19 protein-coding genes are annotated in these 18,355 nt (G+C 51.9%); 18 read left to right on the forward strand and 1 reads right to left on the reverse strand.

Translation table 11 applies throughout. The features are described from left to right. Positions 1 to 8 precede the first annotated feature (8 nt). Genes NBZ79_RS10965 through NBZ79_RS10990 form a run of 6 tightly spaced genes read left to right on the forward strand, consistent with a single transcriptional unit; the run spans position 9 to position 6,403 of the window. Positions 9 to 1,046, forward strand: a complete 1,038-nt coding sequence (locus tag NBZ79_RS10965; protein ID WP_251932471.1) for a Na(+)/H(+) antiporter subunit B — start codon at positions 9 to 11, stop codon at positions 1,044 to 1,046. Positions 1,047 to 1,055: 9 nt separating this feature from the next. Beyond that, positions 1,056 to 1,427, forward strand: coding sequence for a cation:proton antiporter subunit C (locus tag NBZ79_RS10970; protein ID WP_251932472.1), 372 nt, complete (start codon positions 1,056 to 1,058; stop codon positions 1,425 to 1,427). A 1-nt stretch (position 1,428) separates the two neighbouring features. Further along, positions 1,429 to 2,925, forward strand: a complete 1,497-nt coding sequence (locus tag NBZ79_RS10975) for a monovalent cation/H+ antiporter subunit D family protein (RefSeq protein ID WP_251932473.1) — start codon at positions 1,429 to 1,431, stop codon at positions 2,923 to 2,925. 1 nt (position 2,926) lies between these two features. Beyond that, a complete protein-coding gene (locus NBZ79_RS10980; protein WP_251932474.1) occupies positions 2,927 to 4,435 on the forward strand; it encodes a monovalent cation/H+ antiporter subunit D family protein in 1,509 nt (502 codons plus the stop codon). Positions 4,436 to 4,446: 11 nt separating this feature from the next. After that, on the forward strand, positions 4,447 to 4,719 hold the full coding sequence (locus NBZ79_RS10985; RefSeq protein WP_251932475.1) for a hypothetical protein: 273 nt from the start codon (positions 4,447 to 4,449) through the stop codon (positions 4,717 to 4,719). After that, the gene (locus NBZ79_RS10990) at positions 4,712 to 6,403 is read left to right on the forward strand and encodes a Na(+)/H(+) antiporter subunit D (RefSeq protein ID WP_251932476.1); all 1,692 of its coding nucleotides are present in this window, start codon (positions 4,712 to 4,714) and stop codon (positions 6,401 to 6,403) included. Before NBZ79_RS10985 ends, NBZ79_RS10990 begins: the two co-directional genes overlap by 8 nt. A gap of 21 nt (positions 6,404 to 6,424) precedes the next feature. On the opposite strand, the gene NBZ79_RS10995 is transcribed toward NBZ79_RS10990, so the two are convergent. Next, positions 6,425 to 7,024, reverse strand: coding sequence for a hypothetical protein (locus NBZ79_RS10995; RefSeq protein WP_251932477.1), 600 nt, complete (start codon positions 7,022 to 7,024; stop codon positions 6,425 to 6,427). A gap of 215 nt (positions 7,025 to 7,239) precedes the next feature. Between NBZ79_RS10995 and NBZ79_RS11000 the strand changes: the two genes are divergently transcribed. The 12 genes from NBZ79_RS11000 to NBZ79_RS11055 all read left to right on the forward strand — a co-directional run bounded on the left by NBZ79_RS11000 (position 7,240) and on the right by NBZ79_RS11055 (position 18,345). After that, the gene (locus NBZ79_RS11000) at positions 7,240 to 7,734 is read left to right on the forward strand and encodes a PAS domain-containing protein (protein ID WP_251932478.1); all 495 of its coding nucleotides are present in this window, start codon (positions 7,240 to 7,242) and stop codon (positions 7,732 to 7,734) included. A gap of 81 nt (positions 7,735 to 7,815) precedes the next feature. After that, entirely contained in the window at positions 7,816 to 8,454 is a 639-nt protein-coding gene (locus NBZ79_RS11005) for an SRPBCC family protein (RefSeq protein ID WP_251932479.1), read from the forward strand. A gap of 161 nt (positions 8,455 to 8,615) precedes the next feature. Then, positions 8,616 to 9,083: a (2Fe-2S)-binding protein gene (locus tag NBZ79_RS11010; protein ID WP_251932480.1), complete on the forward strand. Its 468-nt coding sequence runs from the start codon at positions 8,616 to 8,618 to the stop codon at positions 9,081 to 9,083. A 3-nt stretch (positions 9,084 to 9,086) separates the two neighbouring features. Further along, positions 9,087 to 11,435, forward strand: coding sequence for a xanthine dehydrogenase family protein molybdopterin-binding subunit (locus NBZ79_RS11015; protein ID WP_251932481.1), 2,349 nt, complete (start codon positions 9,087 to 9,089; stop codon positions 11,433 to 11,435). A 15-nt stretch (positions 11,436 to 11,450) separates the two neighbouring features. Beyond that, on the forward strand, positions 11,451 to 12,236 hold the full coding sequence (locus tag NBZ79_RS11020) for an FAD binding domain-containing protein (protein ID WP_251932482.1): 786 nt from the start codon (positions 11,451 to 11,453) through the stop codon (positions 12,234 to 12,236). A gap of 149 nt (positions 12,237 to 12,385) precedes the next feature. Then, positions 12,386 to 13,312, forward strand: a complete 927-nt coding sequence (locus tag NBZ79_RS11025) for an AAA family ATPase (RefSeq protein WP_420854534.1) — start codon at positions 12,386 to 12,388, stop codon at positions 13,310 to 13,312. A 1-nt stretch (position 13,313) separates the two neighbouring features. Next, positions 13,314 to 14,027 (forward strand): HAD family hydrolase, encoded by a 714-nt coding sequence (locus NBZ79_RS11030; RefSeq protein WP_251932484.1) that lies wholly within the window; start codon positions 13,314 to 13,316, stop codon positions 14,025 to 14,027. Continuing rightward, complete coding sequence (locus tag NBZ79_RS11035; protein WP_251932485.1) at positions 14,027 to 15,247, forward strand: vWA domain-containing protein; 1,221 nt, start codon at positions 14,027 to 14,029, stop codon at positions 15,245 to 15,247. Before NBZ79_RS11030 ends, NBZ79_RS11035 begins: the two co-directional genes overlap by 1 nt. Further along, positions 15,244 to 15,582: an XdhC family protein gene (locus tag NBZ79_RS11040; protein ID WP_251932486.1), complete on the forward strand. Its 339-nt coding sequence runs from the start codon at positions 15,244 to 15,246 to the stop codon at positions 15,580 to 15,582. Before NBZ79_RS11035 ends, NBZ79_RS11040 begins: the two co-directional genes overlap by 4 nt. 11 nt (positions 15,583 to 15,593) lie before the next feature. Further along, complete coding sequence (locus NBZ79_RS11045) at positions 15,594 to 16,280, forward strand: XdhC family protein (RefSeq protein ID WP_251932487.1); 687 nt, start codon at positions 15,594 to 15,596, stop codon at positions 16,278 to 16,280. Next, on the forward strand, positions 16,280 to 17,914 hold the full coding sequence (locus tag NBZ79_RS11050) for an NTP transferase domain-containing protein (RefSeq protein WP_251932488.1): 1,635 nt from the start codon (positions 16,280 to 16,282) through the stop codon (positions 17,912 to 17,914). The genes NBZ79_RS11045 and NBZ79_RS11050 overlap by 1 nt, the downstream gene beginning before the upstream one ends. Beyond that, positions 17,911 to 18,345 (forward strand): iron-sulfur cluster assembly scaffold protein, encoded by a 435-nt coding sequence (locus tag NBZ79_RS11055; protein WP_251932489.1) that lies wholly within the window; start codon positions 17,911 to 17,913, stop codon positions 18,343 to 18,345. Before NBZ79_RS11050 ends, NBZ79_RS11055 begins: the two co-directional genes overlap by 4 nt. The last annotated feature ends 10 nt before the right edge of the window (positions 18,346 to 18,355 follow it).

Here is an 18,355-nt window from a genome sequence, read left to right on the forward strand (position 1 = left end):
TGGGGGGAATGGTCATAGCTCAGTTTATTGATATATTTTTGATGTTTCTTCTGGTTGCCGGGGCTCTTACGGTCCTGACTGTGCGCAATCTGTTTGTGGCAACAATGATGCTTGGTATTGTCAGTTTTGTCATGGCACTTGTCTTTATCAGTCTCGACGCTGTTGATGTGGCCTTCACGGAGGCAGCCGTGGGTGCGGGTATCAGTACGGTTCTATACATTGGGACATTGGCCCTGGTCGGATCCGAGGAAAAAGCGGGTATAAAGATCGCACCTGCACCAATGGCGATTTGTCTGGCGGTTGGTGCCGTGCTCGTTTACGCAACTTATCAAATGCCCAGTTATGGCAATGCGGACAACCCGGTCCATACCCACGTCGCACCGCGCTACATTCAGGTCAGTCCGACCGAAATTGGCGTTCCGAATATGGTAACGTCCGTGCTGTCCAGTTATCGGGGCTTTGATACATTTGGCGAAACAACCGTTGTCTTTACGGCGGGCATTGGCGTTCTGCTCATCCTCAGTCAGCGTCGGCGCCGGAAACCCGGCGAGGAAGAAGAAAAGCCCGCGGCGAGAAACGGCCATGGCCGCAATTTACTGGGGATCGGGAGTGATCATGATCTTATCCCTCATGTAATCGCTAAATTATTGATTCCATTCATTCTTTTATTCGCACTATATGTCCAGTTCCATGGAGATTATGGCCCGGGCGGCGGATTTCAGGCAGGCGTAATATTCGCGGCAGGGTTCATTCTATATGCCCTCATATTCGGACTGCAGCTTGCTCAGCGTGTCTTAAGTCAGAATGCCGTTCTGTATTTGATTGCTTTTGGAGTTCTGCTGTATGGGGGTGTCGGTGTGGTCGGTATTCTCCTGGGTGGTAATTTCCTTGACTACAACGTCCTGTCAAGCGATCCGGTCAGTGGCCAGCATTTGGGAATTCTGCTCATTGAACTAGGTGTCGGCATTACGGTTGCCGCTGCCATGCTGGCGATTTATTACGCGTTTGTCGGACGTGCAGATCCTGTCTCAAAGCTGCCGGATTAGGGACCAGAAATGTATTTTAGTTACTTTAATTACTGGATTTGCATCATTTTGCTGATGATCGGTTTATACACGGTCATGAGCAGAAGCAATCTGGTCAAAAAACTCATTGGGCTCTCTTTGTTCCAGATTTCCGTTTTCCTGTTTTATATCAGCATGGGGAAAATCAGTGGCGGCACGGCTCCTATCGTGGTTGAAGCGTTGGAAGGGGCGCCTGAACCCGTATACTCCAATCCCCTGCCCCATGTTCTAATCCTGACGGCCATCGTGGTTGGCGTCGCCACCACGGCACTTGGATTATCTCTCGTTGTTCGGATTAAGGAAGCATTCGGGACGATTGATGAAGATGAAATCCTCGAACTTGAGAGTGAGGAAGATAAGTAGAATGGTTTTCTTGTCGACCCACCTCCCCATCCTCACAGTGGTCATTCCCCTGCTTTCCGCAGCCGTCTGCGCCTTGCTAAAAGGCAAAAACCTGCCCTGGGCACTGACCACGATCATCAGTGCCATTTCATTCCTGATGAGCATTCAACTCCTCCTGGAAGTTAATGTATCCGGCCCTATTTCTTATGAACTGGGCAGCTGGGCGCCGCCTTGGGGTATCGAGTATCTTGTTGACCCGTTAAACGCTTTTTTGTTGCTGATCATCAGCGGTATCAGTACCGGTGTCCTGCTTTATGCGCGGGACAGTATCGCCAGTGAAGTTCCCGAAAAACAACAGGGCTTGTTTTATGCGGCGTATTTGCTGGCCCTCACGGGAATGCTGGGCATTTGTATTACTGGCGACGCGTTTAACATATTTGTTTTCCTCGAGATTATGTCATTGTCGTCTTACGTGCTTATCGCTGCCGGTGCTCCGCAGGATAAACGCGCCCTGACGGCCGCCTATCAATATCTGATCATCGGTACCGTGGGCGCGACATTTTTCCTCATCGGTGTCGGCTTGCTCTATGTGATGACCGGTACTTTGAACCTCGCGGATATTGCCTCGCGGTTTTCCGAAATCGAGGATACCCGCCCCATCCGGGCCGCCGTCGGCTTCCTGGTCGTTGGAATTGTCATCAAACTGGCCCTTTTCCCGTTCCATGTCTGGCTGCCCAATGGCTATACCTATGCACCAAGCGTCGTTACGGCGTTTTTTGCAGGCACGGCGACCAAGGTTTCCGTCTATTTGTTGATCCGGTTCATTTATACGGTATTCGGCGGCGATTACAGTTTCGGTATCATTGATCTGGCTGACATTCTGTTGCCGCTTGCGGTCATCGGATTTCTTTCCATGTCTGCCGTGGCCATATTCCAGAAAAACATCAAACGCCTGCTTGCCTATTCCAGCGTTGCCCAGTTGGGCTATATGGTTCTGGGTATTTCCCTGGCCAGTGAAAGCGGATTGACAGCATCGCTGGTTCATGTGTTCAACCATGCTATCGTTAAAACCGGCCTCTTCCTGTCCGTCGGCTGTATGTTCTATGCGGTCGGTTCCGTTTACTTGAAGGATCTTGAAGGTATTGGCCAGCGAATGCCGATTACGACTTTCGGCTTTGTACTGGGCGGGCTTGGCCTGATTGGCGTGCCGCTGACGCCCGGGTTCATCAGCAAATGGTATCTTATTCTGGCGGCGCTGGAAAAAGGCTCCTATCTCGGATACGCCCTGGTGACCGCTGTATTGGTTTCAAGTTTACTGGCGGTCATCTATATCTGGCGCGTGGTCGAAGTCGCCTATTTCCGATCGCCACCGGAGGGGACGGAAAAAGCAGAAGCTCCGTTATCCATGCTGGTTCCATGCTGGATTTTTATTCTGGGCAGCTTTTATTTCGGCATCGACACCACCATTAACGTGGGCTTTGCCGAAGCGGCGACCAGCTTTCTTCTAGGGGGATCGTGAAATGATATTTTCCCTGGAAACCCATGTTGCCCTTTCCCTGCTCATCCCCCTCATCGGCGCCGTGGGCATTGCACTAGCCCATTCAGTTCCCAATGTTAGAGAAACCGTCACCCTTGTGACATCTGCGGTCCTTTGTGCCAATGTTTTCAGCATCTTGCCGTCGATTATGAACGGTGTGGAACCTGTCGTGACAATGGCGGAAATGTTGCCGGGGATTGCTCTGGTTTTGAAAGTCGAACCGCTCGGTATGACATTTGCCGCTGTTGCCTCCACTTTATGGATCATAAATTCGATCTATTCAATCGGGTATATGCGCGGCAATAACGAAGCCAAACAAACCCGGTTCTATATCTGTTTTGCCATCGCCATCGCCGCGACCATGGGGGTGGCTTTTTCCGGCAACCTGATTACATTATTCGTGTTCTATGAAGTCCTGACGCTGTCCACTTATCCCCTTGTTACCCATAAAGGGAATGCAGATGCATTGCGGGGCGGCCGTATTTACCTGGGAATTTTGATCAGTACCTCGATTGGCCTGTTTCTGCCGGCCATCATCTGGGTTTACAGCCTGACGGGAACGATCGATTTCGTCAAAGGGGGTATATTGCAAGGTCATGCAAGCGCCGGTGTCACGGGCGTTCTGCTGTTCCTCTTCATGTATGGGATCGGCAAGGCCGCGCTGATGCCGATCCACCGATGGCTTCCGGCGGCCATGGTGGCGCCGACACCTGTTAGCGCGTTGCTGCATGCCGTCGCCGTGGTCAAGGCCGGCGTATTCTCCGTCCTGAAAGTCGTTATTTATGTGTTCGGGATCGATTTCCTGGCAACCACCGGCTCGGCGGAATGGCTCACCTGGGTTGCCGCCTATACGTTGGTTGCTGCCTCAGTGGTGGCGCTGACCAAAGACAATCTCAAGGCACGGCTTGCCTATTCGACCATTAGCCAGCTGGCTTATGTGGTTCTTGCCGCGTCCATGGCCTCTTCCATGGCGGTCGCCGGCGGCGCCTTGCAAATTGTCATGCATGCGTTTGGCAAGATTACCTTGTTCTTCTGCGCCGGGGCGATTTATACCGCCGTGCATAAAACAGAAGTCAGTGATATGCGCGGGCTCGGACGGCAAATGCCCATCACCTTCATGGCCTTCCTGATTGGATCTTTGAGTATCATCGGCCTGCCGCCGCTGGGCGGAAGCTGGAGTAAATTTTACCTGATGGTCGGTGCCGCCGAAACCGGCGAATTATACATCATGGCCGTGCTTTTGATCAGCTCGCTTCTCAACATTGCCTACCTGTTACCGATTGTCGCCCGCGGGTTCTTTTACCCGCCCTTGGGACAGACGGACCCGCCGGTTGCTGTCGGGTATGAAGAATCGAGCTTTTCCTGGTCACAAATCAAGGAAGCACCTTTATTCTGTGTGCTACCGCCCGTTATAACGGCACTGATGTGCTTTGTTTTATTTTTCCTCGCGGATCCGATCATGAATTTGATCGAACCCATATTGACACCATAGGGGCAGAACAGATGTCGAACCCTGATGACGAAAAGAAATACTGGCTGGATGACCCGAAAAATCATGACAAGGTTTTTTACGGCGTCCTGGTGATAGCCGTTCTGGTCTCCATTCCCGATGTCCTATCCCTGCTCAATATCGTCTACCACAAGCATGTGGAATTCGAGTTTGAGAATATTTTCGAATTCTACTCATTGTATGGTCTGGTGTGTTACGTGGGATTGGTCCTGATTGCCAAAAAGCTGCGTGTCCTCCTCAAGCGCGATGAGGATTATTATGATTGAAGGCCTAAATCCCGGTTTCATCCTGATTTTCGGCGCGCTATTGGTGCCGATCACTTCAGGTGTTGTCCGCTCATTCGTCATCCTGGCTTTACCAGTACTGGCCTTTACGCAGCTCTATTATCTGGGACTTGGTACCTGGGGACAGTATGAGTTTTTAGGGCTTTCCATCGAAATGACGCGGATCGATCCGCTGTCCCGGATATTCGGGACCATTTTCTGTATCGCCTCTTTCATTGGCATGATCTATTCCCTGCATGTCAAAGACACCATTCAGCATTTCGTCGCGCTCATTTATATGGGCTCTGCCCTGGGTGCCGTTTTTGCCGGTGATCTGGTTACCCTGTTCATATTTTGGGAACTGACCGCCATTTCCTCCGTCTTCCTGATCTGGGCAAGCCGAACCGAACGCGCCTACAAGGCCGGCATGCGGTATCTGATCATTCAGGTGACCTCGGGTGTCATCTTGCTTGGCGGCCTCATCCTCTATTACCAGGATACCGGCTCGATCGCCTTTGAGTATCTCGGTCTCAGCAGCATTGCAACGGGCCTTATCCTCGTTGCTTTCGGCATCAAGGCCTGCTTTCCGTTTCTGCATAACTGGATGCAGGATGCCTATCCGGAAGCAACGGTTACCGGAACGGTTATCCTGTCCGCCTTTACAACCAAGCTGGCGATATATGCCTTGGCCCGCGCCTATCCCGGCACGGATATTCTGATCCCCATTGGCGGCGTGATGACCGTGTTCCCGATATTTTATGCGGTTCTGGAAAACGACCTGCGCCGGGTTCTGGCCTATTCACTGAATAACCAGCTCGGCTTTATGGTCGTCGGTGTCGGCATTGGGACGGAACTGTCCATTAACGGAACAGCCGCCCATGCCTTTGCCCATATCATGTATAAAAGCCTGTTGTTCATGAGCATGGGGGCGGTCCTTTTCCGCACAGGGACCATCAAGGCATCAGAACTTGGCGGGCTGTATAAATCCATGCCGGTTACAATGGTGTTCTGTATTATCGGTGCCATGTCGATCGCAGCTTTTCCGCTCACCGGCGGCTTTGTCTCGAAAGCCATGATCCAGTCCGCCGCCGGCGATGCCGGTATGCTCATCATCTGGCTGGTCATGTTGTTTGCAAGTGCCGGTGTCATGGATCATTCGGGCATCAAGGTGCCCTATTTCACCTTCTTCGCCCATGACAGTGGTATCCGGGTAAAAGAAGCCCCCATGAATATGCTGCTTGCCATGGGCATTGCGGCGTTTTTCTGTATCGCCATTGGTGTCTTCCCGGACGCGCTCTATATCCTGCTACCCTATGAGCCGACATATCAACCTTATACGACAAGCCATGTGGTGACATCGCTCCAACTCCTGATGTTTGCCGTTCTCGCCTTTGCATTATTGATGCGCTACAAAATATATCCGCCGGAGCTGCGATCAACCAATCTCGATTTCGACTGGTTCTATCGAAAGCCGTTGAAAGCTCTGGCCTTGGCCATTGGCCGGCTTATTGCCATCATCTGGACCTGGGTCACCGATACCGGCACTGACTATGCGCGCAAAGTCATTACGGCAACGGCAGATACACATGGCTATGGGAAATTTATGGCAAAAACATCCTCATCAAGCGCTGCGGTCACGCTGATTGTCGCCTTGCTGGGATTTATTGTCGTATTTCTGTATCGCTGAGGGAGAGCTAAACAACCCCTGTCAGGATTTTGCAGACACCCGCTTTGTCGGCGCCCATTTCGTCACGGAGCGGCCATCGGCGGTGAACCGTACTTCCTGCCCGGCATTCGGCGCGGCTTCAAGGTTTGAGCTTTTGGTCGCAACTTCGGAGCCGTCGGGGAATTTGTTAAAGGCAATTTCATTCCGCGACAAGGGTCCGCCATTTTTATAGGCGCCGGCCATCTCGCCAATTGTAATTTCCGCGTTTCTTCCCCGGGCGGAGGCCGACTTGAGGGCTGAATCAAAGGACAGGATGAAGTCTAACTCGGTCAGGCTTTTGTCCTGACAGATTTGCCATACGGTATTCAAGGTCTTTTCAACATCGGCCGACGGTGCCACGGCCGTGCTTAATTCAAATCCATGTTCCAGGGCCAGGAAGGCATCCGGCTCGATGGGGCCCGCTTCTGTTGATAGAAAAGTCGCAGGCATTAGTTTCTGTTGCTGATGGGACGCCGCGTGGAGCGCCTGGCAAAGATACAGAAGCTTGATGAGAAACGCAGTTTCCAAAGGACGGCCGCTTTCCGCTGCCTTGAGATTAAACCAGTACAGAATATCAAAGGTTGATCTTGTTGCCGGACGCATGCTGAGCCTCACTTCATTTTGAATTGCAAACCAATCTACAAATTATTGGTTAAGTGACTATTAACATCCGGACGCGCAGCATATCCATGGGCTGCCCGGTCTTTGGAAGCCATCCGTTGGTCCGTTCACCACCATAGCAAGATTTATTTACTTGCATATAATATATTTATATGTTATAATACATTCCTGTTCCCAACCTTGCGAGTTTGCAATTGATGACGAAATATACGGATGTTGATTTCGATATCAAGAGTACGGAACTCGCAGACCTGTTGAGGTACTGGAGAGAGATAAAAGAGGATCAGACCCTCCCCTTGCGGGATCAATTCAATCCGGCGGCCGTGCCGCAATGTTTGAAATATATTGTCTTACTGGATGTAAAGGAGCAAACACCGACATATTATATTCGCCTGGCTGGATCCGCGGTAAATCCGGCGTATCTGGAACCGATTTCCGGCCGGTATCTGGAACATATCCTGGCGCAGAAGGACCTGGATACAATCCTACCGCAATACGAGCATACCGTAAAATTTCGCGTCCCCACATTTATGCAGGGGTCGGCCAATATGCCGTCCAATATCCGGTTAAGTTATGAGAGATTAATTCTGCCGGCATCAACCGACGGACGTACAGTCGATAAACTGATTGTCGGCATAAAGTTTGCCGATATCAAACAGGAGCTCCTCGACCGACCAGTGTATAAAACTTAAGTTCATCATCCGCTTGCCCTGCAAGACTTGAATAGAGTAGGTTTATCCCAACATAATAAAAATTGTTGTCGGGAGAATACTATGCAAATGAACGGCGAAGAATTAATCAGTGCGTCCAGAGAGCGCGTCTGGGAAGCGCTCAACGATCCTGAAATATTACGACAAGCCATTCCCGGCTGCGAGTCTGTCGAGAAAACAGGAGACGACGCCTTTGCCGCAACGGTCAAGGTGAAAATTGGTCCGGTAAAAGCGACCTTTAAAGGAGATGTCACCTTAAGTAACATTGATGCCCCCAATGGCTACACAATTACTGGTGAAGGTAAAGGGGGAGCTGCCGGCTTCGGTAAGGGGGGCGCCGATATCACGTTGAAGGACGCCGATAACGGCACCCTTCTCGCCTATGACGTAAATGCGTCGGTTGGCGGGAAGATGGCGCAGATCGGTTCACGGCTCATCGACGGCACCGCCAAGAAGCTGGCCGGTGAGTTTTTTACCAGCTTTAACGAACTGGTCAGTAACGCAGCCTCCGATGAGGGCGAGGTTCCGGCAACGGCAGCGCCGTCATCAGATCAGTCAGAGGCACCCATCATTGCCGAGGACACCGAAGAAAAAGCGGCGCCTCAGCAACCAGAGACGCCAAGTCAGGGCTGGATGAAACCATCTATCCTGATTCCGTTGGGCATAGTGGCGGCAATTATCCTCTACTATCTGGCGGGCTGATTAAAATCATTTCGCGATTGGGCTTATCAAGCCTTGACGTCGCGTTACATCATGTGGAAACTCTTTTCCATAAAGAACGATCGTTCTTAAATAAAATTGCAGGAAGTTCGACCAGCTAACATTTCGGTCGGTCGGGAATTAAACTCAGGGAGGAAGACAATATGACAACCGTTTCCATGACGGTGAATGGGAAAAACGTATCGGCAGATATTGCGCCAAATACACTTCTCGTTCAGTTTATCAGAGACCATCTACGACTGACCGGAACACATGTTGGCTGTGATACCAGCCAGTGTGGCGCCTGTACGGTCCATGTAAATGGCGACAGCATGAAATCCTGTACAATGCTGGCTGTTCAGGCCGACGGTGCGGATGTCACAACAATCGAGGGGCTTTCCGCTGGCGGTGAGCTCCATCCGATGCAAGCCTCCTTTAAGGAAAATCACGGCCTGCAATGCGGATTCTGCACACCGGGCATGATCATGAGCGCGGTTGATCTTGTGAATCGCAACCCTAATCCTTCTGAAGAGACAATCAGATCTGAGCTGGAAGGCAACATATGCCGATGCACCGGATATCACAATATTGTCAAATCGGTTAAAGCCGCAGCGGATAACATGGGAGGGTGAACAATGTCTGTAGAAAATGGTATTGGCGCCTCTGTCAGGCGTAAGGAAGACCAGAGATTTATTACCGGTAACGGGAATTATCTCGATGATATGAACCGGGTAGGACAAGCACATGGATATTTCCTGCGCTCGCCCCATGCCCATGCGAAAATCAACAGCATCAATCTGGATGCCGCAAAAGCAGCGCCTGGCGTTGTTGATATTTTCGTCGGCGCCGACATGGCCGCGGACGGTATTGGTGGCTTGATTTGCGGTTGGGGTATCACCAGTAAAGACGGGACCCCTCATAACGCCCCGCCCCATAACAGCATGGCGATTGATGCCGTGCGTCACGTGGGGGACCAGGTTGCTTTTGTTATTGCGGACAGTTTGCAGCAGGCAAAAGACGCCGCGGAGCTTATTGACGTCGATTATTCCGAATTGCCAGCCGTCACGGATATCTCCAAGGCGTTGGCAGCCGGTGCGCCGCAAATTCACGAAGAAGCGCCGGGCAATCAGTGTTATGACTGGGAACTGGGGGACAAAGAGGCTGTTGAGGCCGCCTTTGCCAATGCCCATTCCGTATCGAAAATTGATCTCATCAATAACCGGGTTGCACCCAATCCAATGGAACCACGCGCCGCTCTTGGTGAGTTTGATGCGGGCACAGATGAACTGACGCTGTATACGACAAGTCAAAATCCGCATGTTGCGCGTTTGATCATGTCAGCCTTCCTGGCCATTGCACCGGAAAACAAGCTTCGCGTCGTTGCCCCGGATGTCGGCGGCGGCTTTGGCAGCAAGATTTTCGTTTATGCCGAAGAAACAGTCACTGTCTGGGCGGCGAGAAAAATCAACCGCCCGATCAAATGGACGGCTGATCGCTCGGAGGCCTTCCTGACCGATGCCCATGGACGGGATCATGCGTCACATGGTGAGTTGGCCTTGGATGCGGACGGACATATCCTAGGCTTTAAAGTATCGACCAAAGCCAATATGGGGGCCTATCTGTCGACCTTTGCCTCTGCTGTTCCGACATATCTTTATGGCACGCTGTTAAACGGGCAATATAAAATACCCTGCATCTATGTTGAGGTTCAGGCCGGATTTACCAACACGACACCGGTTGATGCCTATCGCGGTGCCGGCCGTCCGGAAGCCACCTATATTGTCGAGCGTATTATTGAAACCGCCGCGCGCGATCTCAATATGGATCCAACAGAATTCAGGATGAAAAACTTTATCCAGCCTGATGCCTATCCTTACGAGACGCCTGTCATCATGACGTATGACAGCGGTGACTATCCGGCTAACATGAATGCCGCCAAGGCATTGATTGACTATGACGGCTTCGCCGCCAGAAAAGCCCAGTCAGAAGCCAATGGCAAGATCAGGGGCATTGGTTGCGCCGCTTATATTGAAGCCTGTGGTATCGCGCCGTCCGCTGCTGTCGGATCTTTGGGAGCTGGCGTTGGTCTTTGGGAATCTGCCGAAGTCCGGTTTAATCCCACGGGAAGTGTCACCGTCTTCACGGGTAGTCATAGCCACGGTCAGGGACATGAAACGACATTCGCGCAGATTATCTCTGACAAATTGGGGGTTCCGATTGAAAGTGTCGAGGTGGTGCATGGCGATACGGATAAGGTGCCTTTCGGTATGGGAACCTATGGCTCGCGGTCTTTGGCCGTTGGCGGATCGGCTATTGTCAAAGCTGTTGACAAGATTGTCGAGAAATCCAAGAAAGTCGCCGCTCATCTAATGGAGGCAGCGGTCGAGGATATCGAGCATGAACATGGTGTGTTCTCAGTCGCCGGGACGGATAAGTCCCTAACCATGGGAGAAATTGCCTTCGCCGCATATGTCCCCCATAATTATCCGGCGGACCTTGAACCCGGCATGGCCGAAAACGCCTTTTACGATCCGCTTAACTTCACCTTCCCGGCCGGTACTCATATTGCCGAAGTGGAAATCGATCCGAATACGGGGGTTGTGGATATCGTCGATTGGGCCGCGTCCGATGACTTTGGAAACATCATCAACCCGATGATCGTCGAAGGTCAGGTCCATGGCGGTATTGCGCAAGGAATTGGTCAGGCTCTGCTGGAAGGCGTTGTATATGACGACACCGGACAGCTGGTGACCGGCTCCTACATGGATTACTGCATGCCACGGGCGGATGATTTACCAAACTTCAAGGTTGATACAACAAGTACACCCTGCCCCAGTAACCCACTCGGAGTTAAAGGATGTGGTGAAGCAGGAGCTATTGCGGCGCCTGCGGCTCTTATGAACGCCATAACCAATGCTCTTGGTAAAGACATCGATATGCCTGCGACGCCTGAAAAGGTCTGGCGCGCAGCTCAAAGCAATTAAGAAGGGAAAACTTCAATGTACTCTTTCGATTATGAACGCCCTTCTGGGGTAAATGACGCGGCTTCCTCCCTCGGTGAGGATGACAAGTTGCTGGCCGGTGGCCAGACACTGATACCGACGTTGAAACTTCGTCTTGCGCAAGTTGGCAAGTTGGTTGATTTGGCAGGTATTGATGAGCTCAAGGGCATTTCCTCCAACGGAAGTGAACTCAGCATTGGTGCCATGACGACGCATGTTGACGTGGCCTCCTCCGCTGAGGTTAAATCCGGCATTCCGGCTCTCGCCTCCCTCGCCTCCCATATTGGCGACGCGCAAGTGAGAAACCGGGGAACAATTGGCGGATCAATTTCCAACAATGACCCGGCGGCTGATTATCCATCGGCTCTGGTCGCTCTGGGCGCCACCGTCCATACCAGCAAGCGCAGCATTTCTGCCGAAGACTTTTTCGTGGATTTGTTTGAAACCGCCTTGGAAGAGGATGAAATCGTTACAAAGGTTTCTTTCCCGATCCCGGAGAAGGCTGCCTATGCGAAATTCCCGAACCCGGCATCACGCTATGCTCTGGTTGGTGTTTTTGTCGCTAAATCAGCCAATGGCACCAAAGTTGCCGTAACCGGCGCCGGGCCTTGCGTGTTCCGTCAGTCTGATATGGAAGCCGCTCTGGACTCCGACTTTTCGGCAGGCGCCGTTTCAGGTATAGCAACCGACGCCTCAGGATTAAACTCGGATATTCATGCGTCTGCGGAATATCGTTCAAACCTGATTTCGGTTATGGCGTCACGGGCTGTCGCCTCAGCCTGATTGGTGTTGAGTTTATTACAATGATCAAGGGGAAGCTTCGGCTTCCCCTTAGCTGTTTGTGACGCCCGTACCATTCCTGTAGTTTCTTTGTTGCTAGAATTGCCGAAATAAGCTCAGCCAGATATTGTCACCTTGAATTAACCGATTGGATGCCCGAAAAAATGTCAAACACCCTTCCGCAAAGCATCGATGATGTACAAAGCATGCTCCGGGACGCCAATTACGTTGCCGATCGAAGTCTTGCGACGATCCTGTTCCTGTCTCTCAAAATGGGACGCCCGCTTTTTCTGGAAGGGGAAGCCGGTGTCGGGAAAACAGAAATTGCAAAAGTTCTGGCAGACCAGCTGGATCGCCCGCTCATAAGGCTGCAATGTTATGAAGGGCTGGATGTCAGTTCTGCTGTTTATGAATGGAACTATGCCCGGCAAATGATTGAAATTCGTCTGGCCGAGGCCGCCAATGACGCCAACAAGGATGATCTGGTCAGCGAAATTTTTTCCGAAAAATTCCTGATCAAGCGTCCTCTCCTCAACGCCCTTGAAGGCAGTGCCGGGAAAGCCCCGGTGTTGCTGATCGATGAACTGGACAGAACGGACGAACCGTTTGAAGCCTATTTGCTGGAAATACTGTCGGATTTTCAGGTTACAATACCGGAGATGGGCACCATCAAGGCCGATGAAACGCCGATTGTTATTATTACGTCCAACAGAACCCGCGAAATCCATGATGCCTTGAAACGCCGCTGCCTTTATCACTGGGTTGACTATCCCAACGCAGAGCGGGAAAAGGAAATTATCGCGCTTAAAGTCCCGGGGGCGGATGTTCGGCTGTCGGAACAAATCGTTGAATTTATTCAGGCCCTGCGAAAAGATCCAAACCTGTTCAAACTCCCCGGTATTGCCGAAAGTCTGGACTGGACAAGTGCGCTCACAGAACTAAATGTCATTTCCCTTGATCCGGATGTCATTAATGACACCTTGGGTGTCCTGTTGAAGTACCAGGACGATATTACCAAGATCCAGGGCAGTGAAGCGGCGGAGATCATCCATCAGATTAACCAGGAAATTGACCAGTAAAATGAGCGGGACGAAACGAAATCTGGCTATTTTTGATATCGACGGAACAATCATGCATTCCGCCGGTCACGATGTCAGCTTGTTTCGTGAAGCACATGCGCGCCATATCCCCGAAGACAGCATGACAGCGCATTGGGGCAATTTCAGCCAGATGACCGACTATGCCATTAACAACGAGTTTTTTGACCGGGTCCATGGGCGCGCGCCTACGGATGAAGAGCTCAATGCCATAAAATCGACATTTATTACCCTGGTAAAAGACGCGCATACCGCCCGTCCGGAGATTTTCTCACCGGTGCTGGGCGCCCTTCACGCCATCGAGAGCTTATCGGGCCATACGGACTGGGCTGTCGGTTTTGCCTCCGGTGGCTGGGAGATATCGGCAACTTATAAACTTGCCTCAATGGGCATCGATGCCGATGCCTACCCGACAGCCTTTGGCGATGCCCATGCGGATCGGCTGACGCTTGTGCAAAGTGCGATTGATGCGGCAAAAGAAACCCATAACCGCGATGGCTTTGATCATGTTGTCTCCGTCGGGGATGGCCTGTGGGATATTGCGGCGGCGCGCGATCTGAACCTGCCCTTTATCGGTATCTCCTCCTGGGTATCTCGCGATACCCTATTGGAAGCCGGCGCCCATGATGTCCTCGATCATTTCGAGGATTACGCAGCCTTTGAACAGATATTACTGAATTCACGGGTTCCGGACTGATGTTGACCCGGGAAAATCATAACGGCACCTTTGTCGAGAATATCATGCATTTCGCCCGCGCCTTGCGGCGGGCCGGACTGCCCGTCGGTCCGGGCCGGGTTATCGAAGCGATCCGGGCTGTGGAAACCGCAGGTATTCGTCGGCGCGATGATTTCTATTGGACACTCCATTCAGTGTTCGTCAATCGCCGGGATCAATGGGATGTTTTTGATCAGGCTTTTCATGTTTTCTGGAGAAATCCTGAGCTATTGAAAAAAATGATGGATATGATGCTGCCGACAAACTTCCTCGACAGCGTTAAAGGCGAAGATGAAGATCAGCTGAATCGCCGGGTTTCAGAAGCCCTTGCACCGCCAGCATCGAAAAATAACGAGGACAGCGAACAAGAGCAGGAAGAGGTCGAGATCAATGCGACTTTGACGGCTTCGGAAAAAGAGCTTTTGCAGACGAAGGACTTCGAGAGCATGAGTGCGGATGAAATGGAAGCCGCCAAAAAAGCGCTCTCCGCTCTCCGGCTGCCGATCATGAAAGTCAAAACCCGGCGTCGGCGGGCTGATTTGCATAAGGGAAGCATTGACATGCGGCGGACTTTACGGGCCAGCCTGCGGTCTGGCGGCGCAACAATCCCGATGCGGTTCAAATCCCCGGTCACCCGTCATCCCCCGTTGGTGATTTTATGCGATATTTCGGGCTCCATGACCCAGTATAGCCGCATGTTTCTGCATTTCATGCATGCGCTGACCAATGACCGCGATCGCGTTCATACTTTTGTTTTTGGCACCCGCCTGACCAATATAACCCGATATATGCGCTATAAGGATGTTGATGCCGCCCTGGATGCGGTCAGTGAAAAAGTCGAGGATTGGTCTGGCGGCACCCGGATCGGGGCGACCATCAAGGAGTTCAACAAGGACTGGTCGCGACGGGTCCTGGGTCAGGGCGCCGTGACGTTGCTCATTTCTGACGGCCTGGACCGGGATGCGGGCGAAGGGTTGGGGATTGAGATGGAGCGCCTCCATAAATCCTGCCGTCAGCTTATCTGGCTCAACCCGTTGCTGCGATATCAGGGATTTGAGCCCCGCTCTCGCGGTGTAAAAGCCATATTACCCCATGTGGACCTGTTTCGGACAGTCCACAATCTTGATAGTCTGATCCAATTGGCGGATATTCTGTCCAAGCCACAACCGCATCTAAATGAAAGCAGGAGTTTTGCCGCATGACCGAACTTTCCTCCGTTCTTCCCGCTGATGATATTCTTGAGCAGGCCCTCAACTGGAAACTTGATGGTAAAAATGTTGCCATCGCCACTGTCATCAACACCTGGGGCTCGGCCCCTCGCCCGGCTGGCAGCCAGTTGGCCATCGATGAGAGCGGTAATATGATTGGGTCCGTCAGTGGCGGCTGCGTCGAAAGTGCCGTTATCCAGGAAGCCATGGATATCATGCAAACTGGCATCTCCAAAACACTGGAATTTGGTGTCAGTGATGACGAAGCCTGGGAAGTCGGGCTTGCCTGCGGCGGTAAAATCAACGTGTTTGTCGAAAAACTCAACTAGGATTTACATCCATGGATCTCGGTTTACTAAAAGAACTGCAACAGGCGCGCAAAGCAAAGCAACAGGTTGTCCTCGCGACCAACCTGTCAACTGGCCAGGAACAGCTGTTATACCCGTTTGAGACGGACGAGAATTCCGAGCTTCTTACCGGGGCCCGCAACGCGCTGATCAGCGATAAGGCCGGCAGTCTGGAAACAGATGAAGGTCCGGTGTTTCTCAATATCTTCAACCCCCGTCTCCGCTTGTTCGTGGTCGGCGCCGTTCATATTGCCCAGCATCTGGTTCCCATGGCCGCTGGCGCCGGGTATGAGGTAACCGTCATAGATCCACGCCGCAGTTTCGGATCAGACTTTCGCTTTCCTGACGTTACCTTGGATGACCGCTGGCCGGACGACGCCTTTGCCGACCTGCAAGCGGATCGCCGGTCCGCTATCGTTACGCTTACTCACGATTCAAAACTGGATGATCCGGCCCTGGTCTACGCCTTGGGGTCGGATGCCTTTTACATTGGCGCGCTTGGCAGCAACCGGACCAACGGAAAACGACAGTTACGACTGGAGAAAAAAGGCTTTAAGGGCGAGGATATAGATCGTATTCATGGCCCCATCGGCCTTGATATCGGCGCGAAGTCGCCCGCTGAAATCGCCATTTCCATCATGGCGCAAATGACGGCTGTTCTGCGTCAGAAAGCAGTGTAATGATATTTGGCCGCCTGCCCATTGACGAAGCCGAAGGTGCCATTCTGGCCCATGCCGTCGATACCGGGGACGGTAAATTACTGCGCAAGGGCCATATCGTCTCAGCCGCTGATATCGCAGGCTTAAAGGCCAATAACATTGCAAATGTCCTGGCGGCCCGACTGGAACCCGGGGATATGGCAGAAAATGACGCAGCCAAGGCGATTGGCGATGCCTTGACCGGCGCTCATATCACCGTCAAACCCCCCTTTACAGGCCGGGCCAATCTCTTTTCCTCCGATCATGGTGTTGTCAGGCTGAATGAGGATTTATTACATAAAATCAACCATGTAGACGAATCTCTTACGATCGCGACTATGGCCAATCATGACATGGTTTCACCGGAGCAGATGCTGGCGACCATCAAGATCATTCCGTTTGCTGCTGAAAAACGTAACGTTGATAAAATACTGGACATAATTGCGCAATCCGCTGAACCCTTGATTGATATTGCCCCCTTTCAGCAGCGAAAAATCGGGGTGATTTCCACGAAATTACCCCAGACCCGGGCAAGCGTTATCTCAAAATCCGAGAAAATCCTGGAAGACCGATTGATCAGTTGCCAAAACCGGATACAGGAGAGACTGACGCTGGATCACCATGAGACGGAACTGGCCGGCGGCATAACCCATCTGATGAATTCCGGCTGTGACATGGTGCTGATATTCGGCGCGTCCGCCATAACCGATCGTAAGGATGTGGTCCCGACAGCCATTCTGGAAACCGGCGGCGTGATCGATCATTTTGGCATGCCGGTGGATCCGGGAAATCTCCTGCTGCTTGGCCATAACGGGCCCGTTGATATCATTGGCCTGCCCGGATGCACCCGGTCACCCAAGCTGAACGGTTTTGACTGGGTGTTGCAACGAAGGTTGGCCCGCATCGATGTGACGGCGTCTGATATCATGGCTATGGGGTCAGGCGGACTGCTCAAGGAAATCAGCAGCCGGCCGCAGCCCCGTAACATTGCCCCGTCCCTGCTGGAGAACAAGTCCGTCGCCATTCTTATCCTTGCAGCCGGGCAATCAAGACGCATGGGCCGGGATAATAAACTTCTTGCCGAGATCGACGGTAAACCTATGTTCCGGCATGTCGCAGAACAGGCGCTCAACTCTACGGCCTCTGGTGTTTTTGCAGTGACCGGACATGAGCGGGATAAAATAGAGAAGGTTATTGAGGATCTCGATATCAAGACCTTCCATAATCCGGATTTCGCAGAAGGATTAAGCAGCAGCCTTAAAACAGGGTTCCGGGCGCTATCGAAGCAATATGACGGCATACTTGTCTGCCTTGGCGATATGCCCTTCGTAAAAGCGGAACTCTTCAATCAGCTGATAAATGCCTTCGATGTGGAAGAAGGCCGCTCAATCATCGTGCCGACTTATCAGGGCAAGCGCGGTAATCCGGTTCTGATTGCCAGCCTGTTTGCAGCTGATGTGACCAGGGTAACCGGCGATATCGGCGCAAAATCACTTATTGCGGAAAATGAGCATGTGGTTTTTAACCTGGACATCAACGCAAAAAGTATATTTACCGATATCGACACCCCAGAGGCGCTTGTAAATCTTCAACAAAGAAAAGATGTGGCATTGTGATACAGGAACTTTACCAAAAACAGCTTATGCGGCTGGCAGCTGACGCGACAGGCGAAGGTGTCATGAGCGATCCGGATGCGGAAACGGTTCTCGACAATCCGACTTGTGGCGATCGCATAAAAATTCAGATCAAGATCTCGGACGGCAAAATTACCGCCCTCAATCATGAAAATCGGTCCTGCATGTTGTGTCAGGCCGCTGCATCCGTTGTCGGGGAGAATGCGATCGGGCATTCACATGATGATATTACCGCCCTTCGGGGAACCATCGATGGGATGCTAAAAAATAATGCCTTCAGTGCGATACCGGGATGGAATGCCCTTGAAAATTTTGCACCCGTTGCACATCACAAAAGCCGGCATGCTTGCGTTCTCCTGCCCTTTGATGCCCTGATTAATGTTTTAAGCGAAGCACAAACGAAAAATGCGTAGACAAAATCCT

Source organism: Sneathiella marina (assembly GCF_023746535.1).
In the GTDB taxonomy this organism is placed as follows: Bacteria; Pseudomonadota; Alphaproteobacteria; order Sneathiellales; family Sneathiellaceae; genus Sneathiella; species Sneathiella marina.

What these genes read in the sequence shown, in the direction of transcription:
- NBZ79_RS10965 (WP_251932471.1), top strand. Translation starts at nt 9, where the DNA reads ATGGTCATAGCTCAGTTTATTGATATATTTTTGATGTTTCTTCTGGTT.
- NBZ79_RS11000 (WP_251932478.1), top strand. Translation starts at nt 7,240, where the DNA reads ATGACGAAATATACGGATGTTGATTTCGATATCAAGAGTACGGAACTC.
- NBZ79_RS10990 (WP_251932476.1), top strand. Translation starts at nt 4,712, where the DNA reads ATGATTGAAGGCCTAAATCCCGGTTTCATCCTGATTTTCGGCGCGCTA.
- NBZ79_RS10970 (WP_251932472.1), top strand. Translation starts at nt 1,056, where the DNA reads ATGTATTTTAGTTACTTTAATTACTGGATTTGCATCATTTTGCTGATG.
- NBZ79_RS11025 (WP_420854534.1), top strand. Translation starts at nt 12,386, where the DNA reads ATGCCCGAAAAAATGTCAAACACCCTTCCGCAAAGCATCGATGATGTA.
- NBZ79_RS10980 (WP_251932474.1), top strand. Translation starts at nt 2,927, where the DNA reads ATGATATTTTCCCTGGAAACCCATGTTGCCCTTTCCCTGCTCATCCCC.
- NBZ79_RS11020 (WP_251932482.1), top strand. Translation starts at nt 11,451, where the DNA reads ATGTACTCTTTCGATTATGAACGCCCTTCTGGGGTAAATGACGCGGCT.
- NBZ79_RS11015 (WP_251932481.1), top strand. Translation starts at nt 9,087, where the DNA reads ATGTCTGTAGAAAATGGTATTGGCGCCTCTGTCAGGCGTAAGGAAGAC.
- NBZ79_RS11050 (WP_251932488.1), top strand. Translation starts at nt 16,280, where the DNA reads ATGATATTTGGCCGCCTGCCCATTGACGAAGCCGAAGGTGCCATTCTG.
- NBZ79_RS11010 (WP_251932480.1), top strand. Translation starts at nt 8,616, where the DNA reads ATGACAACCGTTTCCATGACGGTGAATGGGAAAAACGTATCGGCAGAT.
- NBZ79_RS10975 (WP_251932473.1), top strand. Translation starts at nt 1,429, where the DNA reads ATGGTTTTCTTGTCGACCCACCTCCCCATCCTCACAGTGGTCATTCCC.
- NBZ79_RS11045 (WP_251932487.1), top strand. Translation starts at nt 15,594, where the DNA reads ATGGATCTCGGTTTACTAAAAGAACTGCAACAGGCGCGCAAAGCAAAG.
- NBZ79_RS10995 (WP_251932477.1), bottom strand. Translation starts at nt 7,024, where the DNA reads ATGCGTCCGGCAACAAGATCAACCTTTGATATTCTGTACTGGTTTAAT.
- NBZ79_RS11040 (WP_251932486.1), top strand. Translation starts at nt 15,244, where the DNA reads ATGACCGAACTTTCCTCCGTTCTTCCCGCTGATGATATTCTTGAGCAG.
- NBZ79_RS10985 (WP_251932475.1), top strand. Translation starts at nt 4,447, where the DNA reads ATGTCGAACCCTGATGACGAAAAGAAATACTGGCTGGATGACCCGAAA.
- NBZ79_RS11035 (WP_251932485.1), top strand. Translation starts at nt 14,027, where the DNA reads ATGTTGACCCGGGAAAATCATAACGGCACCTTTGTCGAGAATATCATG.
- NBZ79_RS11005 (WP_251932479.1), top strand. Translation starts at nt 7,816, where the DNA reads ATGCAAATGAACGGCGAAGAATTAATCAGTGCGTCCAGAGAGCGCGTC.
- NBZ79_RS11030 (WP_251932484.1), top strand. Translation starts at nt 13,314, where the DNA reads ATGAGCGGGACGAAACGAAATCTGGCTATTTTTGATATCGACGGAACA.